The 19,338-nt window shown below is 29.8% G+C and carries 18 protein-coding genes; 15 read left to right on the top strand and 3 right to left on the bottom strand.

Going from position 1 to position 19,338, the window contains the following annotated elements; all coding sequences use genetic code 11:
* The first annotated feature begins 47 nt into the window (after nucleotides 1-47).
* The 5 genes from coaE to EII29_RS05885 all read left to right on the top strand — a co-directional run bounded on the left by coaE (nucleotide 48) and on the right by EII29_RS05885 (nucleotide 4,882).
* Nucleotides 48-659 carry a dephospho-CoA kinase gene (coaE, locus tag EII29_RS05905; protein WP_125236612.1) on the top strand — a complete coding sequence of 204 codons (612 nt, stop codon included), beginning with the start codon at nucleotides 48-50 and terminating at the stop codon, nucleotides 657-659.
* 31 nt (nucleotides 660-690) lie between these two features.
* A complete protein-coding gene (locus EII29_RS05900) occupies nucleotides 691-1,476 on the top strand; it encodes an LCP family protein (RefSeq protein ID WP_125236611.1) in 786 nt (261 codons plus the stop codon).
* Between the two features lie 15 nt (nucleotides 1,477-1,491).
* Nucleotides 1,492-2,100: a ribosome biogenesis GTP-binding protein YihA/YsxC gene (gene yihA / locus EII29_RS05895; protein ID WP_125236610.1), complete on the top strand. Its 609-nt coding sequence runs from the start codon at nucleotides 1,492-1,494 to the stop codon at nucleotides 2,098-2,100.
* A gap of 7 nt (nucleotides 2,101-2,107) precedes the next feature.
* On the top strand, nucleotides 2,108-2,668 hold the full coding sequence (locus EII29_RS05890; RefSeq protein ID WP_125236609.1) for a LemA family protein: 561 nt from the start codon (nucleotides 2,108-2,110) through the stop codon (nucleotides 2,666-2,668).
* Between the two features lie 309 nt (nucleotides 2,669-2,977).
* Nucleotides 2,978-4,882, top strand: a complete 1,905-nt coding sequence (locus EII29_RS05885) for a DUF2207 domain-containing protein (protein WP_125236608.1) — start codon at nucleotides 2,978-2,980, stop codon at nucleotides 4,880-4,882.
* 394 nt (nucleotides 4,883-5,276) lie between these two features.
* Here the strand turns inward: EII29_RS05885 and EII29_RS05880 are convergent, their stop codons facing one another.
* Nucleotides 5,277-6,173 carry a haloacid dehalogenase-like hydrolase gene (locus EII29_RS05880; RefSeq protein ID WP_125236607.1) on the bottom strand — a complete coding sequence of 299 codons (897 nt, stop codon included), beginning with the start codon at nucleotides 6,171-6,173 and terminating at the stop codon, nucleotides 5,277-5,279.
* A gap of 274 nt (nucleotides 6,174-6,447) precedes the next feature.
* The gene (locus tag EII29_RS05875) at nucleotides 6,448-6,978 is read right to left on the bottom strand and encodes an outer membrane beta-barrel protein (protein ID WP_125236606.1); all 531 of its coding nucleotides are present in this window, start codon (nucleotides 6,976-6,978) and stop codon (nucleotides 6,448-6,450) included.
* 229 nt (nucleotides 6,979-7,207) lie between these two features.
* Here EII29_RS05875 and EII29_RS05870 point away from each other — a divergent pair, with 229 nt between their 5' ends.
* From EII29_RS05870 to pepT, 10 genes are all read left to right on the top strand, one after another.
* Nucleotides 7,208-8,023, top strand: coding sequence for a Cof-type HAD-IIB family hydrolase (locus tag EII29_RS05870; protein WP_125236605.1), 816 nt, complete (start codon nucleotides 7,208-7,210; stop codon nucleotides 8,021-8,023).
* A gap of 37 nt (nucleotides 8,024-8,060) precedes the next feature.
* Entirely contained in the window at nucleotides 8,061-8,342 is a 282-nt protein-coding gene (locus EII29_RS05865; RefSeq protein WP_125236604.1) for a cupin domain-containing protein, read from the top strand.
* A gap of 780 nt (nucleotides 8,343-9,122) precedes the next feature.
* Complete coding sequence (locus EII29_RS05860) at nucleotides 9,123-10,337, top strand: nucleotidyltransferase family protein (RefSeq protein WP_125236603.1); 1,215 nt, start codon at nucleotides 9,123-9,125, stop codon at nucleotides 10,335-10,337.
* A gap of 11 nt (nucleotides 10,338-10,348) precedes the next feature.
* Nucleotides 10,349-11,443, top strand: a complete 1,095-nt coding sequence (locus EII29_RS05855; protein WP_125236602.1) for an alpha/beta fold hydrolase — start codon at nucleotides 10,349-10,351, stop codon at nucleotides 11,441-11,443.
* A gap of 36 nt (nucleotides 11,444-11,479) precedes the next feature.
* Nucleotides 11,480-12,793 carry an MFS transporter gene (locus tag EII29_RS05850; RefSeq protein ID WP_125236601.1) on the top strand — a complete coding sequence of 438 codons (1,314 nt, stop codon included), beginning with the start codon at nucleotides 11,480-11,482 and terminating at the stop codon, nucleotides 12,791-12,793.
* An 18-nt stretch (nucleotides 12,794-12,811) separates the two neighbouring features.
* Complete coding sequence (locus EII29_RS05845; RefSeq protein WP_125236600.1) at nucleotides 12,812-13,621, top strand: transketolase; 810 nt, start codon at nucleotides 12,812-12,814, stop codon at nucleotides 13,619-13,621.
* 12 nt (nucleotides 13,622-13,633) lie between these two features.
* Complete coding sequence (locus tag EII29_RS05840; protein WP_125236599.1) at nucleotides 13,634-14,560, top strand: transketolase family protein; 927 nt, start codon at nucleotides 13,634-13,636, stop codon at nucleotides 14,558-14,560.
* Between the two features lie 48 nt (nucleotides 14,561-14,608).
* Complete coding sequence (locus EII29_RS05835; protein WP_125236598.1) at nucleotides 14,609-15,535, top strand: ABC transporter permease; 927 nt, start codon at nucleotides 14,609-14,611, stop codon at nucleotides 15,533-15,535.
* A gap of 2 nt (nucleotides 15,536-15,537) precedes the next feature.
* Complete coding sequence (locus tag EII29_RS05830) at nucleotides 15,538-16,920, top strand: murein hydrolase activator EnvC (RefSeq protein ID WP_125236597.1); 1,383 nt, start codon at nucleotides 15,538-15,540, stop codon at nucleotides 16,918-16,920.
* Between the two features lie 32 nt (nucleotides 16,921-16,952).
* Nucleotides 16,953-18,200 carry a peptidase T gene (gene pepT, locus EII29_RS05825; RefSeq protein WP_125236596.1) on the top strand — a complete coding sequence of 416 codons (1,248 nt, stop codon included), beginning with the start codon at nucleotides 16,953-16,955 and terminating at the stop codon, nucleotides 18,198-18,200.
* A 179-nt stretch (nucleotides 18,201-18,379) separates the two neighbouring features.
* Here the strand turns inward: pepT and EII29_RS05820 are convergent, their stop codons facing one another.
* Nucleotides 18,380-19,234 carry a YitT family protein gene (locus EII29_RS05820; protein WP_125236595.1) on the bottom strand — a complete coding sequence of 285 codons (855 nt, stop codon included), beginning with the start codon at nucleotides 19,232-19,234 and terminating at the stop codon, nucleotides 18,380-18,382.
* Between the last annotated feature and the right edge of the window lie 104 nt (nucleotides 19,235-19,338).

Below are 19,338 nucleotides of genomic sequence, written 5' to 3'. Positions count from 1 at the left end.
AAATAGGTATTTAGAATGAATATAAAAAATAAATAGAGGCCGGAGTTATGATAATAGGATTAACAGGGGGGATAGGTACAGGGAAAAGTACTGTGGCGGAAATATTAAGGAAAAAAGGAATTCCCGTTGTAGATACTGATATTATTTCAAGGGAAGTTATCTTATATCCTGAAGTTATTGAAAAAGTAGTTGAGAATTTTGGAAATGAAGTGTTGGAGAATACATCAGCAAACGAATCTGGAAACTTTGGGAAAAAGAAAATATCAAGAAATAAATTAGGACAAATAGTATTCAAAGATGAAAAAAAGGTGAGTATATTAAACTCTATAATGCATCCCTTGATTATAAAAATAATGAAAGAAAGAATGGAAAGTTTAAAAAAAACATATAAAATAATAGTTGTAGATGTACCCTTACTATTTGAAATTAATCTTGAAAAAGAGTTTGACATTATTTTACTCATATATTCTGATAAAAATACACAGGTTTCAAGGATTATGCAAAGAGATAAAAGAACTAAAAAAGAAGCTTTGAACATTATAAATTCACAGATGGATATAGATGAAAAAAAGAAAAAAAGTGATTATATAATAAAGAACAGCGGTAATTTAGAAGAACTGAACAGTGAAGTGGAAAAGTTTCTGGAAAATTTGGGATGAAAAATGCAAAGAAGTTAAAAGAGGTGGAATAATGAAAAAAATATTATTAATAGTAGTTTTGGCATGTTTAGGTTGGTTGAGCATTCCTTTTAATGTATTAATTTTAGGAAGTGATGCACGACCTTATGAGCCTTTGAAAGGTTCGAGAAGTGACGGGATAATACTTCTTAAAGTGACTCCTCTTATGGCAAAAATTCAGATGGTATCAATTCCGAGAGATACATATACGGAAATTCCATGTGAAAAAGGTGGAAGATCTGATAAAATCAATCATTCTTTTGCTTATGGAGGAAAAGAATGTACAGTAAAAGCAGTTGAAAAGTTGCTTGACACAAAAATAAATTACAGTGTGCTGTTCAGATTTGATGATGTTATAACTTTAACTGATATAATCGGGGGAGTGAATATAGTAGCAAATCACTCTTTTACACAGGACAGTCAGAAGTTTGTCGAAGGACATACATACAATATTAAAGGAGAAAGAGCGTTAGCATACACACGTCATAGAAAAACTGACAGTGCTTTTAAAAGAGATGAAAGACAAAGACAAGTTATACAAAGTATTGCAAAAAAACTTGTTTCACCGTCAGGATGGCATTATATTCCTGGAGTGTATTCGTATATGGAGGAAAAAATGGAAATATTTTTTAATCCTTTAAAAGCTGTATCAATTCTTCCTGCCATATTAATAAATAAATCGAATTTCAATCAACAGGAAATAAAAGGTGACGGAAAAATGATAAATGGAGTATGGTATTTTATGCCTGAGCAGAAATCTTTAAATGAAGCGAAAAAAAATTTTAAAATTTATATTTAATTAAAGGAGATTAGTTTGGAAATAAAAAAATCCGAATTTGTAAAATCGGCAGTTTATGAAAGAGATTATCCTGAAAAAAAAGGAATCGAATTTTCTTTTATCGGGAGATCCAATGTAGGGAAATCCTCTCTTATAAATTCTTTGACAAACAGAAGGAATTTAGCGAGAACAAGTAAAACACCGGGAAGAACTCAGCTTATAAATTATTTTTTAATAGATGATAATATTTATTTTGTAGATTTACCCGGCTACGGTTTTGCAAAAGTTCCTGAAACTGTTAAGAAAAATTGGGGAAATACTATAGAAACTTATTTAAAGTCTGAAAGAGATAAAGTTGTATTTTTACTTTTTGATTTAAGAAGAGTTCCGTCAAATGAAGATATGGAAATGTTAAGATGGTTGGAATATTACGATATAGAATATTACATTATTTTTACCAAAACTGATAAACTATCCAATAATGAAAAATTTCGACAGATGAAAGAAATAAAAAAGAAATTGGAATTTAGCAGTGAAGATGTCTTTTTCTATTCGGCACTTAAAAATACGGGAAAAGAAGAGCTAACTGAATTTATATATGAAAAAGTAATGAAATATAATAAAAATAAAGGAAAAAAGGAGTGAAAGAGAAATGTTTATAGTAATTTTAGGGATAATTGGACTTTCAATTTTAATAGGAATAGGAGCATATAATAAATATATCAAATTGAAGAATCTTAATGAAGAAGGTTGGAGCGGTATAGAGATTTATCTTCAGAAAAGGCTGGATTTGATACCTAATCTTGTAAATACTGTGAAAGGTTATGCGGTACATGAAAAAGAAACTCTGGAGAATGTAGTGAAGCTTAGAAGTCAAATGATGTCCATAGATACAAAGGATATTGATAATATCGAAAAAATTCAGAAAATTGAAAATGAACTCACAAAAACATTGAGGTCAATTATGATGTTACAGGAAAACTATCCTGATTTGAAAGCTAATGAAAATTTTTTAAGTTTACAGTCTCAGTTATCACAGATAGAAACTGAAATACAAAGTTCAAGAAAATATTACAATGGAACTGCAAGAGATAGAAATACGTTTGTTGAAACTTTTCCTAATAATATTATCGGGGGATTTTTGGGATTTAAGAAAGCTGAATTTTTTAATGCAGCTGAAGGTGCTGAAAGAGTACCCGAAGTTAAGTTTTAATGTCGCTACATAGTTTATATATATTAACAGAAAAAAATTATAATGCCGGAAAATACTACTGCTTTTAATGAAAACTGAAGGCGGTAGTAATTTATTTTATTTTGAATGAGGATTCATCATCGGTTTTATATATCTGCTATTGACTGCAAAAATTTTTAGTCCTCAAAAATACTTGTTATTCTTGAAAACTCAAAATTTCCAATATTCAGGTAATTATTTTTTTGAGTCAAATAATTCATATTTTTTGGAAAAAGTTTTGAGTGTGAGAGAAATAGAAAAGAATATAAAATAAATAGAAAGGAAAGGGGTATGTGGAATTTAAAAGAGAAAAGATTAAAAAATATTTTTACGGTAATATTTATATCTATAGTGTTTTTTGTATTTAAAGGAGAGATTTTAAAAGCTGAAGTTATAAAAAATTATAATGTTATAATTCTGATAAATAAAGATTCAACATTATCTGTAAATGAAATAATAGATTATGAGCTTGAAGAATGGAAACATGGAATTTATAGGGATATTCCTTTGAAAAGTAAAAAAAACGGTTTGGACATTAATAAATCTTTTGTTAAAATGAATTCCATTTTTAGAAATGGTAATCCGGAAGAATACTCTGTTGAAAATTTTGTTGACGGGATAAGATACAAAGTAGGCTCAGCAGACAGATATGTAGATGTAGGTATTAACAGATATGAATTTAACTATGTTATTTATAATGCAGTATTTGAAAAAGACGGAATATATCAAGTATATTATAATGCTATAGGGCAGTTTTGGAGAGTACCTATTGAAAAAGCAAATATAACTGTAAAATTTGCTGATAATTTGAAAATAGAAAAGAATGAAATTTCAAAACTGGAGATTAATACAGGAAGTTACGGTGAAAAACTTCAAAATTATAATGTACTGGAAAATAATGGAGAAATCAATATTACCACAAAAGAAAAACTCTCTCCTGACAGCGGACTTACATTTTTACTAAATTTGAAAACGGATAAAATAAGCCCGACACTTTTAGATAAACTGAAACTTATATATTATACAAATCCTATACTTATTATAGGACCTATTTTACTTTTTTTACTTACTGTATATGCTTTTGTAACATGGATGTTTTTTGGAAGGGATCCTGCCCGAAAAGCGATAATTCCGGAGTTTAATACACCTAAAGATATGTCGGCCATGTTTACAGCATATATAAACGGGGTAAGAGACCCTAAAGAGATATTGAGTATAGGGATATTTTCACTTCTGTCAAAAGGATTTATAATTGCAGAAGATACGGAAGGTAACGTACAAAATGTCAAATATAATAAAGTTATAGAAGATAGCAGAAAACTGTATAAAGAGGAAACGAGACTTTTAAATGCACTGTCTTCAAATGAAAATGACATTTTCAGTGATGGAGAAGCACTTTACAAAGCAGGAAATACAATTTTAAAAGATTTAAGTGATAAATACAATAATATGGTTTATAAACATAATTATGGATTTTTAATACCGTTTTTTCTTGTAATACCCGTATTTTTTATTTTAATGTTTAAGGGAACGAGGATAAACCAGTCTAATATTTTTTCATTCATAGTAGTGTTTTATATAGGGGGTGTATTTATTTCCATATTAGGTTCTATATTAAAAACAATAGGGAAAATCCCGTTAATAATAGGAGTATGCATAGTAATATTTATAGTATCTTTAAGTATGGGTGTAGAGTTTCTAATATTTTCAGTATATTATGTATCACTGTTATTAAGTTACATGAAACTTATAGGGAAATATACAAATGAGGGCTTAAGAAAAAAAGAATATCTGAACGGAATGAAAATGTACATAAAAACTGCAGAAGAAAATCAGATTAAGAAGTTTAATGATATAGATGAATTAGTGAATTATTTTAGAGACATTCTTCCTTTTGCAATAGCATTGGGAGTAAAAAATGAAGCTGTGAATCTTATGAAAAGATCTATAAAATTGTACAATTTTGAAGAAGCGGAACAGTATATAAATCATAGAGTGTATGCTCCTTCATATTATAATTACGAGTTGACGAGGTCGTTATCGAGGGAATATAATAAGGTACAGGAAAAAATATTTCAAGAGAAGTTCAGTTCTTCAAGAAGCTCAAGCGGAGGAAATTTTGGCGGCGGCGGATTTTCAGGAGGAGGAGGGTTCTCAGGTGGCGGTTCCGGCGGTGGCGGTGGCGGAAGTTGGTAAATCTTTTTTGAATGAATTGAAATATTTGAATTTTTCAAAAAATTTAATTTTATAAATTATGTAATTATAAGTTAAAGAGAGATAATAACAGTTTTATCTCTCTTTTAAAATTTTTAATTTTGAAAAATGTTTTTTATTATTGTGATCATACGTATTATGCAAATTTCGAGTTAAAGTTTGAAGGGGAAAATAAATTTTTATAATTTTTCAAAATATTTTTATCTTTTTTAAAATAAATTATGTAATATTTATAATTCGGAAAATATAACAAGGCTATATATTTTATTATTTTACGAATATTATTAATAAATATCAGTTTATAGTTCTGAAAAATATATTTACAGTTTGAGAATTATTTTTTAATTTATAAAATTACTTTCATTTTTACGAAAAATTATCTGTTATTAGATCCGGCAATCATACGAACGGTATGTCTTGAACCTCGTAATGCAAGGGAAAGCTCAAAAATATTTTCATAAGGGGAAATTCCCGAATGGCTTCCGTCTCCTGTATGTTGGATATCAACCCCTGCGATTTTATTCATAAGAGCGATTTCTCTTATAAGTTCTTTTCTCCCGCTTTCTTGACTTGTACCTATTGCCGACATAACAAGGCAATTTCTTTTTTTAATATATTTTACTGTTTCAATTAATTCGTTTTGTGTAAATCCGGGAACGGTACCTACGGCAGGAACCATTATAATATCAGCACCATTACTTATAAATTCATTAATCGCCTTTAGATCGACAATTGATTCGTCAACTCCTGAACCGTGCATTTTTCCGGCTATTATGAGTCCTCCGAAATGTTTTTTTGCAAGTTTTATTGCATTGGCAATTTTTTTATTTGTAACTCCTGTAGCGGGATTTCCTGTCAAACATATGAAATCAAAACCTAAATTATCGGCATTTTTAAGAGAGTTTTCACAGGCGATACGTCCTTCATCAATAAGTTCTAAAGTTTCAAGCATTTCAGCTTCAGTATCTACAGGTTCAAGGTTTACCCCTACAGGTCTTCCTATGAGCTTTTTAAGAAGTTTGATAGGTTCGTCGGTTTCCGGAAGATTCCATATAAAAGGTTTGTTTACATTAAAAGTATTCAGCAAGATGAGGTCTGCCCCGAAAGCTCTTGCTACCTCACTATTTGTAATACCGTGTGCAAATGGTTCTTGAGTAACAATATTTTCAGAGAGGACAGTTCTTCCCTCGCTTGCTTTTATTGCCAGTTTAAGCTCATCTTTAGTCATTTTTTCAAAATCGCTTGCAAAGCAGCTGAGTAATCTTTTGGACATTTTAATCAACCTTTCCGTATAGTAAAAACAGTTTAAAATTATGTTTGTTAATTTAACCGTATATATAAGACGGGGATTAGTTTATTTAGTATTTTATTTTAAGTTCGTTTTACTATATTATTATTAAATTTTATGTAAATTATTATAACATATCGGGGTGTAGATTGTATAGGAAATATTAAAAAACCGGAGATAGTTCTCCGGAGTTAATTAAATTATTCAATTGTATTTTTTAATTAGTTTAATGGAGACTATTCTTAATTTATTAATAATTTTAGTAACCTAAATTAAAATCATAACCTAAGCCAAGAGAAACTCTTCTATAATCAGCTTTGTAGTCAGTTTTTCCTATACTGTATTTTCCTTTGTTTTCTTTGAACATAACATCAACGTTAAAATTATTGAATTTAACTCCTCCTCCTACACCGTAGTATAGTCCATCTTTGGCTTTGTCGGTATTTATAGAGTATCCTAAATCTCCTTTTACATAAGGTTTTATACTTGAATCAGTGTCAAAATTGTATTTTGCAGTAGCGTATACAGGTACTGAATTATATAAAGAACCTTTGTTATGTTTTAATTTTTTGTGGAATTGGAACGCTGAACCTCCTCCTATTTCAAGTCCCGGAATAACTTCATATCTGTATTCGGCTCCTACTTCACCGACATTTCCCTTTGCTTTTATTGAAGAATTTTCAAAATGATATTTTCCTCCAAAGTCCCAAGCTCCTTTAAGTTCAATTTTACTATTTGCAAAAGAAGCAACTCCTAAAACTAAGAACAGTCCAACTAATGCTTTTTTCATTTTTCCGCCTTTCTTTGTTGTTTAATAACAAAATATTGTGAATTTTTGTCTAATATTGAGATAAAACAGAGCGTTTCTGTTTTATCTTTAGAAGAAGTTTACACTCAAAGACTTATATGACAGTTAGAATAAAATATATATAATCTTTTCATTTCAGTATAAAAAAATATGAAATATTATGATATAATAAATTTATATTAAATAATTTAAGAGGAGGAAATATAGATTTATGTACAATGTTGTGGTGAGTGACTTAGATGGTACATTGTTAAATTCAGATCAGGAAGTGTCTGAAATCTCAAAAAAAGTTATTAGAAAATTAATGGAAAAAGGGATAAAATTTTATATAGCTACAGGAAGGGCGTATCCTGATGCTAAAAATATAATGAAATCCATAGGAATAAAAATACCTCTCATATCTGCAAACGGTGCAGTTATAAACAATGCTGAAGGAAAAGAAGTGTATAGAAATAATCTTGATGAGAAATATAGAAATATAATTCTGGATATAGACTATTTGGCAGTATCCGATTTGATACATATAAATATTTATAGTCAAAATAGATGGTTTTTAACAGATAAGGAAAGAAAAGTAAATCCTTTTGAAGAAGAGCCCGAATATATGTATGAAGTGATTACACAGGAAGAAGCCAAAAAAAAGGATGTAACTAAAATATTTTATATAGGACCTCATAAAGATTTACTTAAACTTGAAAAAATAATACTTGATAAGACTAATGGAGAAGTAAATATAGCATTTACACATCCTGAATGTCTTGAAATATTTGATATAGGGGTAACTAAAGCAAATGCCATAAAAAAACTCGGAGAAATTGAAGGATTTTCATTTGAAGATATAGTAGCGTTTGGAGACGGATTCAATGATTATGAAATGCTGAAATCAGTTAAAAAAGGTTATATTATGAAAAATGCTCATTACACATTAAAGGCTGCATTGCCTAAACTTGAAATTGTTTCAAGTAATTCAAGAAACGGAGTTGCAAATAAACTGGTAGAGTTGTATAATTTAAAAATGGAAGATTAATATTTTTCTAAAAATAAAAGATAAAGAGGTGATATAAATGTTCGGAACAGTGAAAAGTGAACAAGGCTTAATATTTAGCGGGAATAATTTTAAAGTGGTCAAGAAAATTTTGAAAAAAGAGGAAATAATTCCTTCACATAATCATGAAGAAGAAGAAATAGTGTTTTCAGTTTTAAAAGGAAAAATGGAAATGTTTTTAAATGATACTGAAAAACATATTCTTGTACCGGGAGATATATTAAGATTTGACGGTGTAAACTTTATAAAAGGAAGTGCATTGGAAAATTCTGAAATAAATGTCACTCTTATAAAAAAATAAGGGAAATTTTCCCTTATTTTTTTATTTCAATAATTTTATATTTTTTATTTTTTTGGAACGAAAAGATAAGTTGTACTTAAAATTGAGTAATTATAAGATTTTCTTGTTTTTTGATATATTTTAGAATTACAATTCTTATTTTTTGAAAAACTAATACCAACTTTTTTATATAAATATTTACATAATTAAAGTTATCTCAATTTATTTTTATATTTTTTTAACTTTTTATTTTCTAAGTCTTATCATAATTTATTTTATTTTAGATTTTATCATTCTCTTTATAATTACAATGAAGAAGCGATTAGTGAATTACTGTTTTTTAAGTATAATGAATATTTTGTAAGTAATAAAAATTTCTAGTCAGTAGAACGAGTATAAGGCTAGTGATAAGCCTTCATGGGAAGAAAAGATAAAATAACCTGTGTTGGCGTTTTTTTCAAAGAGAATAGGAAAATATATTTCGGTTAAACTTTTTTCTAAAGAAGTTTTAGTAAAGAGTGATAATAAATCCTCATTAAAGAAACACTTTAAGTTGACATTTTAAGACTTTTAATGTAAAATAACCTAAAAAATAAAAGATTCTGTCCGTAAAGTATGTGACAGGGTAATCTGAAAAATATGATTAAGAAATAGAGAACCTTGCTGCAGCGAGGTCTTTTAAAATTAAAAATATAACTTATTAGCCAAAATAAAATTAAAATATGAAACAATTATAAGAAATTTGAAGAATAATAGTAAAAAAGAAAATTCATATTATCAATGTATTTGAAAAGGAAAAATATGAGAGTGGGAATTGTTGCTGAGTATAATCCGTTTCATAACGGACATTTATACCAGATAAATAAAATAAAAGAAAAATTTGGGAAAGATATATTTTTGATTGCGGTTATAAGTGGAGATTTTGTTCAGAGAGGTGAGATATCTTTTTTAAACAAGTGGGAAAAAACGGAAATTTCTCTCGAAAACGGAATTGATCTTGTGGTTGAACTTCCTCTTTATTATTCAATTCAAAACGCGGAAATTTTTTCAAAAATGGCAACAAAGATTCTTGATTATATGGAAGTAGATATGCAAATTTTCGGTGCTGAAGAAGAGAATATAGAAATACTTGAGAAAATTGTAGATATCCAGTCTGAAGAGAATTATAAAAAAAAGTTGATGTATTATATGAAAAAAGGGAACAGCTATAGTGCAGCTCAGAAACTTCTTTTAAAGGAATTAGGATATGATGATATAGTTAAACCTAATAATATATTAGGGTTGGAATATATACGTACAATGAAAAAAAATAAATTGAAAATAAAACCGTACATTATAAAAAGGGAAATTTCAGAATATAATGAACTGGAAATAGAAAAAGAACGGAAAAGTATAGCAAGTGCCACATTTATAAGAAATAAAATAGAAAATAATGAAAGCGGAGTTGATTTAGAGAGAATAAAAAAGTTTGTTCCGAATAATACATATAAAATTTTAAAGGAGAAAACACTTAAAAAGAAAAAAATAAAAAGAGAAATTTTAAAAGATGAAGTTTTTAAAATAGTAAAATATAAATTTTTAACGTATTCAAAGAAAGAAATAATAAAAATATATGATACGTCAGAGGAAATTTATGCTAGAATATATAACGGTTTGAAAAAATCTTTAAATTATGAAGAATTTGTAAAAAATGTAAAATCAAGAAATTTTTCAATAAAGAGAATTGAAAGAATAATGATGAATATTCTTTTAAATATAAGGAGAAAATCTATAAATTACAAAATAGATTATGTAAGAGTTTTAGGTTTTAATGATAAAGGGCGTAAATACCTGAAAAATATAAATAAAAATTTAGGAAAGAAAATCTTTGTCAATTGGAAAGATATAGATAAAAATGATAATATAAATAGAGAAAAAATAAATATTGAAAAAAACGGATTTTTAATAAAAGAATTGCTGTCAGGGGAGAAAGAGAAACTTAATCCTTTGGTTAAAACGGGTCAGGAAGAAAAATAAAAGGAGGAAATGTGGGAATATTAATAACTATCAATATATTATTTATGATATTTTTCTTTGCTGTAGCTTATATGTCGATAAGGTATTTTTTAAATCAGATAGAAAAATATCCGAGAATAACATTGGATGAAGTATATAACAATAAAAAATTAAGACAGAAATATAGTATTGAAGAAAAAGTAAATCCTATGGACTATGGGTTTAATTATAAGGAAATAGCTTATAAATCAGGAAAAATACAACTATATGGTTGGTTAATAGATAACAAGGATGCTGACAAAACGGTTATTATTTCCCATGGAAGAGGTGTAAACAGACTTGCTGCCTTACAGTATCTACAAATATTCAAAGATACGGAACTTTCTGACGAATACAGTTTTTTTATACCTGATTTGAGAAATTCCGGTAAATCTGATGAGGCTAAGACTAGAATGGGGTACTGTTTTGGACAAGATATTTATCATACGATGGAAATGCTGAATGAAAAATTTAGGAAAAATAATTTTGTTCTTTATGGATTTTCTCAAGGAGGAATGGGATCTGCTATAGCCGCTAAAATATTCAGTAATGAACTTAGAAAAAAAGGTATAAAAGTAGATAAACTCATACTTGACAGTTCTATTTCAAATGTAAGGAAAAGAGTGAAACAGGATGCAGCTAAAAGAAAAGTACCTAAATTTATAGTCAGTGTAGTAATAAGAGTGTTTAATTTAAGAGTAGGGAATAAACTTGATAAATTGAGATTTTCATATTTGCTTAGAAGAATACCTACTTTAATTATACAAACAAAAAGTGATAAGGCGACGACTTACGGTATGCTTATGGAGGAGTACAATGATATTGCTCAGTATAAAAATGTGTATTTAAAAGTATTTGAAAAAGGTTCTCATACAAGAATATATGCAGAACCTGAATATAAAGAAGGGTATACTGAAGTAGTAGGAAATTTTTTAAAAGGTATTCAAAATGAAAATAATAAAGAAAATGAAAATATACAGTTAAATTTATTTGAAATTGAAAATAATGGAATAATTCAAAAAAATAAAGAAAAAGAAACAGTTTATTATGAAAAATTTTCCGATTTTGATTATGATGAAGAAAATTAGAAAAATCCGAAAGAAAGATATGGTGAAGAAAAATATATGTCAAGATTGACAAAAAAAGTGTATTTAATATATGGAACGGGAGTTTCGTATTTCATACTGGATCAACTCTATAATCAATGGCTCCCTTATTATTATCTTCCACCGGAAACTGAAAAAAATCTGACTCCGTTACTTAAGCCGACATATTTAGTACTGGCATATATAGCTGCAAGACTTATAGATGCCATTTCCGATCCTCTTGTAGGGTACTGGTCGGATAATTCAAAGTCAAAATTCGGGAAAAGATCTTTTTTTATGATGCTTGGAGGATTACCTCTAGGAATTTTGATGATTATGTATTTTTTTCCTCCGAAATATTCACAAATGCTTACATTAACATATTTGTCAGTAGTAGGGGGGTTATTTTTTATAGCTTATACATTGGTAGGAGGTCCATATAACGCATTAATTCCCGATTTGGCAAAAACTAAAGAAGAAAGATTGAATCTTTCAACAATACAGTCCATTTTCAGACTGGTATTTACAGGAATAGCTTTGATTTTTCCCGGATACCTCATAAGTATTCTTGGAAGAGGAAATACTGAAGTAGGGATAAGGAAAACGGTAATTTTATTGACTGTATTTGCAGTAGCGGGGATATATATATGTGTATTTTTTCTGAAAGAAAAAGAAATTGCCGGAAATAATAAAGTGTATGAAACTGTAAGTTTCAAATCATCTCTCAGATATCTTATGAGAAAGGAAATAATCTTATATTTTGCAGGATTTTTCTTTTTTTTCAGTGGATTTAACATACTTAGAGGGATTCTGACTTATTATTTGACAATAATAATGGGTTTACCTATAAGTTGGATGACAATTATATCTGCAATATTATTCGGAGTGGCCGGGATATTTTTCCCGATTACAAATAAATGGGGTAAAAAATATAGTTACAAAAAAATATTGATATTAGATATTGTATTGTTAATGGTAGGAACATTTGGTCTGCTTTTTGTAAATAACGGACTTATTCATTTAGCATATGTCATGCTTGCTATATGTGGAACGGGGTTAAGCGGGTCAGCCTTTATATTTCCGCAAGCGATGTTAAGTGAAATATCGGTTAAACTATCAGAAAATGAAAAAGTAAGTCTTGAAGGATTTTTATTCGGAATACAAGGTTTGTTTTTGAAATTGGCATTTCTTGCACAGCAGATAACAGTTTCATTGGTAATTACATTAGGAAGTGCTAAAAATATTAACGGTTTAAAAGTTGCCACGGGGTTAGGAGTAAAAACTACGCTGGTAACAGCATTAATATTTTTTGGAATATCATTGTTTTTTTATAAATTAAAAAAAGAAGATTAAAAATTTATGGAGGTTTTTATGGAAATTAAAGAATTGAAGGAAAAAGCAAAAGACCTGAGAAAAAATATCATTGAAATGATATACGGAGCAAAATCGGGTCATCCGGGAGGTTCTCTTTCAATTGCCGATATTATGGCTGTATTGTATTGGAAAGAAATGAATGTGAATGCTCAGAATCCTAAGGCTGAAAACAGAGACAGATTTGTACTGAGTAAAGGGCATGCTGCTCCTGCACTTTATGCCACTTTAATTGAAAAAGGATATGCAGATAAAGAGTTGATACCGACTTTAAGAAAATGGGGATCACCTCTTCAGGGGCATCCTGATATGAAAAAATTGCCGGGAGTGGAAATGTCTACAGGTTCACTCGGTCAGGGTCTATCAGTTGCAAACGGAATGGCACTTAGTTCGAAAATATATAATAATGATTTCAGAGTTTATACGATATTAGGTGATGGAGAACTTCAGGAAGGACAAATATGGGAAGCTGCCATGACTTCCGCTCATTATAAGCTTGACAATTTAGTTGCGATAGTTGATTATAATAATCTGCAGATAGATGGAAAAGTATCTGACGTAATGGATGTATATCCTGTAGGAGAGAAATTTAAATCATTTAATTGGAATGTAATAGAAATAGACGGGCATAACTATGAGGAAATAATAAAAGCTTTTGAAGAAGCAAGAAATGTTAAAGGGAAGCCGACAGTTATAGTGGCTAAAACAGTAAAAGGAAAAGGTGTTTCGTTTATGGAGAATAATCCGGGATTTCATGGAGCTGCTCCTAATGATGATGAATATAAAAAAGCAATGGAAGAATTACAATAGGAGGTTATGGAAATGGTTAAAAAATCAACAAGACAGGCCTATGGAGAGGCATTAGTAAAATTAGGTAAAGAAAATAAAGATGTAGTAGTATTGGAAGCGGATTTGTCTAAATCAACATATACAGTATTTTTTCAGAAAGAGTTTCCTGAAAGACATATAAATGTCGGAATAGCTGAAGCAGATATGATGGGAACGGCAGCAGGAATAGCAACAACAGGAAAAATACCTTTTGCTTCAACTTTTGCACATTTTGCTGCAGGAAGAGCATTTGATCAGATTAGAAACAGCATAGTATATCCAAAACTGAATGTTAAAATATGCCCTACTCATGCAGGAATTTCTCTGGGAGAAGACGGAGGTTCACATCAGTCTGTAGAAGATATGGCACTTATGAGATCACTGCCGGGAATGGTTGTACTTTCTCCGGCAGATGCTGTCGAAACTGAAAAAATGGTTATGGCTGCAGCGGATTATCAGGGACCTGTATATATAAGGCTGGGAAGACTGAATATTCCCGTATTATTTGACGACAGTTATAAATTTGAAATAGGGAAGGCTGTAACATTGACTGAAGGTAATGATGTAGCAATAATAGCTACAGGATTAATGGTTTATGAAGCGATTGAGGCAGCAAAACTCCTTGAAAAAGAGGGAGTAAATGCAAGAGTAATAAATATGTCGACAATAAAGCCTCTCGATAAAGAAACAGTCTTAAAGGCGGCAAAAGAATGTAAATTTATAGTGACAAGTGAGGAGCACTCTGTAGTTGGCGGACTGGGAAGTGCAGTTTCAGAATATTTATCCGAAGTAAATCCTGTAAAAATAGTAAAACATGGAATATATGACGTATTCGGACAAAGTGCGGATGGAGATACAATGCTTGACAAATATAATTTAAGAGCAAAAGATATAGCTGAAACAGTTTTAAAAAATAAATAGAATAGATTAAAAAATAAAGTATTAAATAAATAGTGGAGGTAGTAACAGATGTTTAGTCCTATTCAAGAAACTTTTAGAAATATAAATAAAGAGAAAGGGTTATTTTTTTCATCATTAATTTCTTTAATAACTGTATTTGTATTACTTGATATATTTATTTTCGGAGTATTTAATTTGAATGATTTTAAAGCCAAAATGGAAAATTCCAATCAGGCGATTGTTTATGTGAAAACAATGACAGAAGATGAAATTTCCCAGTTTCAAGGGAAGCTTCTGAAAATAAACGGTATTCAAACAATAAAATATGTTTCTAAAGAAAGTGCTTTTCAAATACTTGAAAAAGAATTGAAAGTGGATTTGGCAGATGAGGAAAATCCTTTACAGGACAGTTTTTATATATATGTTGATAAAAATGCAAATGTAAATTCTCTGAAAGAAGAGCTACTTAAAAATTCTGAAGTTACAGAGTTAGATATGAGAGCACAAATGATTGAAAAAACAAATAAATTCAGTAAAAGTCTTGATAAGTTGGTACTTTTCGGAGGAATAGGATCTATAGTTATTGCATCTATATTGATAATGAATATTACAAGTTTCGGAGTAAGGTTGAGAAGAAAGGAAATAAGAGATTTAATTGCAACAGGAGTGTCAGGAACTCTTATTAAACTTACATATTTCCTTGAAGGTAAAATTTTAGTTGCTCTTTCTTCCATCATAGGATTTTTAGTGTTTTGGAAACTTCAGAAATTTATTGTTGAAGGAATTAACATACTTCATTCGGGTATAGTAGGAAATTCGACTAACAGGGAATTGCTCGGAATTTATCTGATTTCTTTGTTTTTAGGATTTGTAATAACATTTTTCTCTAATTTTATAGGATTGCATGGATACTATGTATCAGGGAAAAAGGAAAAGAAAGCTAAAATCAAACCTGCTTTAGACAGTAATACTCAAAATGAGGAAAATAAGGAGTAAAAATGAAAAAGACGATATTAAAACTTTCATTATTTATTTGTACAATATTTTTGATTTTCTCAGATCAGATAGAAGATAATAAGAAAAGAATACAACAGATTGATAATCAAGTTAATCAGAATAATCAGAAAATCAATAAAAACAAAACTGAAATTTCCAAAGCAAAAAGTACTGAAAATGTGACTTTGGATCAAGTAAGGAAGCTTGATAAAAATATAGCAAAATTACAGGCGGAGTATAACGAAGCTGAAAAGAGATATACTGAAATATTAAGACAAATAGGAGTAAATAACGAGAACATAAGAAAAAATATTTCAGAGATAAACAGAGATACTGAAATAATCAATGTAAACAAAGAAGATCTTTATAAAAAAATAAAAACGTGGGATAAAATAAGAAGAAACAGAGAAATGTCAGCTTCAGTAGGAAGTTCCAATTCTGCTGTCCAAGTAAAAATGACTCATGATTTGAAAATACTTTTGAATAAGCAAACGGACTATATTCAAAAAGTGGAAGAGGATAAAAAGGGAGTAGAAACTAGGAAGCAGAGGGAAGAAAGTATAAAATCCAGAAATCAGGCTGAAGCCGCAAAAGTGAGAGCTGCAAGAGCTGAACTGGAAAGTAAGAATAGACAGTTAAATGCAGCTAAAAAGGAAAAAAATCTTCTTATTGCCCAGCTTAGAGGAAAACAGAAAGTTCTTAATACGGAAAATAAAAAAATTGAAAAAAATAATAATCAACTTATTTCCGAGAAAAAGAGACTGAACGCACAGATACAGGCAATTATTCAGAGGGCTATTAGAGAAAGGGAACTTGCAATGCAGAGAGCTGCTGAAGAAAAAAGAAAGCAGGAAGAAGCTGCAAGAATACGTAGAGAAGCTGAAGCTCAGAGAAAAGCGGGGACAGAAAGACAGAATAATGATCTGGCAGGTCAGAAATCAACACCGTCAAGAAATACTTCAAATACTAATACCGCTTCAACAAAAAAGACACCTGCAGTAAATGTCCCTAAAGGAACAGGAAATCTTATAATGCCTATAAACGGTTCAATAGTAGTGGGATATGGTCAACAAAAAGTGGCAGGACTGAAAAGTAACGGAATCGAAATCCGAGGCTCGGTAGGACAGGCGGTAAAAGCTGCGGATAGCGGAGTGGTAATATATGCAGGCTCTCTTAATAATCTTGGAGGAGTTGTTATAATAGATCATGGAGGTCTTGTAACTGTTTACGGAAATCTTGCCGGTGTATCAGTATCAAAAGGTTCAAGGGTAAATAAAGGACAAACGGTAGGGTCTTTAGGAAGAGATCAAATTACAAAACAGCCAAATTTATACTTTGAAACACGTAGAGGAGTAAATATTGTAAATCCTATGAGTTATTTATAATTCAAGAATATGAGGAAGAGAAGGTGAAGATTATGTATGATACTTTAAAAGAAAGATTTTTGAAATATGTAAAATTTGAAACAAGATCTGACGAGAGTAGTGAAACTATACCATCTACTCCTTCCCAGATTGAATTTGCAAAACTTTTAAAAAAAGAAATGGAAGAAATAGGTCTTGAAAATGTATATGTAAATGATGCATGTTTCGTAAACGGTACATTGCCATCCAATATAGACAAAAAAGTTCCTGTAATAGGTTTTATAGCACATATGGATACGGCGGATTTCAATGCAGTGGATGTCAATCCTCAAATAATTGAAAATTACGATGGAAAAGATATTATTTTGAATAAAGATTTAGGAATTACTATGTATACCGAAGAATTTCCGAATTTAGAAAATTATGTTTCAAAAACCGTTATCACAACAGACGGAACAACATTACTAGGTGCTGATGATAAAGCGGGAATTGTAGAAATAATGGAAGCAATGAAATATCTTATAAATCATCCTGAAATAAAACATGGAACAGTGAAAGTAGCTTTTGGACCTGATGAGGAAATAGGAAGAGGTGCTGATAATTTCAATGTGGAAGAATTTGGAGCGGATTTTGCCTATACAATGGACGGAGGACCGGTAGGAGAGTTGGAATATGAAAGCTTTAATGCGGCACAGGCAGTTTATAAGATAAAAGGTAAAAGCGTTCATCCCGGAACCGCCAAAGATAAAATGAAAAATGCAAGTTTAATTGCAGTGGAACTGGCATCCATGTTTCCATCTGCCGAAGTACCTGAAAAAACAGAAGGTTACGAAGGATTTTACTTTCTTGAAGGTATAAATTCCAATTGTGAAGATGCAGAACTTATGTATATATTAAGAGATCATGATAAAAATAAATTTTTGGAAAAAAAGAAATTTGCAGAAGATGTAGCAAAAAAAATAAATGAAAGATATGGAAAAGATACAGTTAAAGTAGTGTTGAAAGATCAATACTATAATATGGGAGAAATTATAAAAGACCATATGTATGTCGTAGATATTGCAAGGGAAGCAATGGAAAATTTAAATATTGAACCTATTATAAAACCTATACGTGGAGGAACTGACGGATCTAAAATATCTTTTATGGGGCTTCCTACGCCGAATATATTTGCCGGGGGGGAAAACTTTCATGGAAAATATGAATTTATAGCTTTGGAAAGTATGGAAAAAGCTACTGATACAATTATAGAAATAATAAAATTAAATGTAGAAAAAAATTATGAAAAAACCGAACTTTAAAGTTCGGTTTTTTAAATCCTCATAGATATTATATGACCTGAAACAATATAAAAAATATTTTCGGAATATTTTTACCGTTACATTTTTATTACCGTAAAGTCTAAGTTATAAAAATAGATGAGGTAATATAAAGTTGTTTTATTAAAATTTATACATAAATATTTCTTTAATATCTTTTATTAATGAAATTGATCAAAACCAAGACCGAATACTTTTGTAGTTTCAGTTACTGTCATAAAAGCGGTCGGATCATTAACTTTTAAAAATTTTCTCAAATGAATAAATTGCCTTCTGTCAAGAATTGTAAGAAGAACATCTCTCGGAACTCCGGAATAACCTCCGATTCCGTTAAATACAGTACAACCTCTGTCAAAATCTCTTAAAATATATTCTATAATAATTTCTTTGTTCTGTGTTATTATAAAAATCTGTTTTCTTGAATTAAATCCATCTATAAATTTGTCTGTCATAAATCCCGTTATATAAACACTTAAAAGCCCAAAAAGTGCAAGCTCTACACCGAATGTGAAGACAGCCAGAACTGTTACGACTGCATCGACAATGAAACTTGCCATTCCAAGTCGAATATGAAAATACTGATGTATGATTTTACCAATAATAGATGTTCCGCCTGTAGAAGCATCATAGGCAAAAACTGTGGTTGCTCCCATTGCAACAAAAACGCTTCCGAATATTGTAGCAAGAATAAGATTTTGAGTAAATGAATAATGAGGAAAAAATCTTTCGAATATTGAAAGTGCTACCGACAAAAGAATGGAAGCATATACACTTTTAACACCGAACTGTCCGCTGATTACAAGAAATCCCAATGAAAATAATATTATATTTCCTACAGTTATAACTATACTGTTGGGAAATCCAAAAGCATGGTTTATAACTAAAGCCAGTCCTGTAATTCCTCCACTTGCTATTTTATTCGGAAATAGGAAAAAATGAAGACCGAATGCAAGTACAAAAACACCGATCCCTATAAACAGATGTTCTTTCAAAGTTTTAGTAAATTTCTCTTTCATGATTTTTTGTTAACTCCTATGCTTATTTGTAATGTGACGATAAGTATTATAGTGTTTTAAAAATACAATGTCAAGGTAAATTTTTTTAATAAAAGAATATGTAG

The organism is Leptotrichia sp. OH3620_COT-345 (genome assembly GCF_003932895.1).
Taxonomy (GTDB): Bacteria; Fusobacteriota; Fusobacteriia; order Fusobacteriales; family Leptotrichiaceae; genus Pseudoleptotrichia.
Note: the sequence above shows the minus strand (reverse complement) of the source record. Positions and strands in the feature narration are given on the sequence as shown.

Bases quoted from the DNA above. Each gene is read 5' to 3' on its own strand.
- EII29_RS05830 (WP_125236597.1), top strand. From the start codon at position 15,538: ATGAAAAAGACGATATTAAAACTTTCATTATTTATTTGTACAATATTT.
- EII29_RS05820 (WP_125236595.1), bottom strand. From the start codon at position 19,234: ATGAAAGAGAAATTTACTAAAACTTTGAAAGAACATCTGTTTATAGGG.
- pepT (WP_125236596.1), top strand. From the start codon at position 16,953: ATGTATGATACTTTAAAAGAAAGATTTTTGAAATATGTAAAATTTGAA.
- EII29_RS05890 (WP_125236609.1), top strand. From the start codon at position 2,108: ATGTTTATAGTAATTTTAGGGATAATTGGACTTTCAATTTTAATAGGA.
- EII29_RS05900 (WP_125236611.1), top strand. From the start codon at position 691: ATGAAAAAAATATTATTAATAGTAGTTTTGGCATGTTTAGGTTGGTTG.
- EII29_RS05885 (WP_125236608.1), top strand. From the start codon at position 2,978: ATGTGGAATTTAAAAGAGAAAAGATTAAAAAATATTTTTACGGTAATA.
- EII29_RS05870 (WP_125236605.1), top strand. From the start codon at position 7,208: ATGTACAATGTTGTGGTGAGTGACTTAGATGGTACATTGTTAAATTCA.
- EII29_RS05840 (WP_125236599.1), top strand. From the start codon at position 13,634: ATGGTTAAAAAATCAACAAGACAGGCCTATGGAGAGGCATTAGTAAAA.
- EII29_RS05860 (WP_125236603.1), top strand. From the start codon at position 9,123: ATGAGAGTGGGAATTGTTGCTGAGTATAATCCGTTTCATAACGGACAT.
- EII29_RS05875 (WP_125236606.1), bottom strand. From the start codon at position 6,978: ATGAAAAAAGCATTAGTTGGACTGTTCTTAGTTTTAGGAGTTGCTTCT.
- EII29_RS05880 (WP_125236607.1), bottom strand. From the start codon at position 6,173: ATGTCCAAAAGATTACTCAGCTGCTTTGCAAGCGATTTTGAAAAAATG.
- EII29_RS05845 (WP_125236600.1), top strand. From the start codon at position 12,812: ATGGAAATTAAAGAATTGAAGGAAAAAGCAAAAGACCTGAGAAAAAAT.
- EII29_RS05865 (WP_125236604.1), top strand. From the start codon at position 8,061: ATGTTCGGAACAGTGAAAAGTGAACAAGGCTTAATATTTAGCGGGAAT.
- EII29_RS05850 (WP_125236601.1), top strand. From the start codon at position 11,480: ATGTCAAGATTGACAAAAAAAGTGTATTTAATATATGGAACGGGAGTT.
- EII29_RS05835 (WP_125236598.1), top strand. From the start codon at position 14,609: ATGTTTAGTCCTATTCAAGAAACTTTTAGAAATATAAATAAAGAGAAA.
- coaE (WP_125236612.1), top strand. From the start codon at position 48: ATGATAATAGGATTAACAGGGGGGATAGGTACAGGGAAAAGTACTGTG.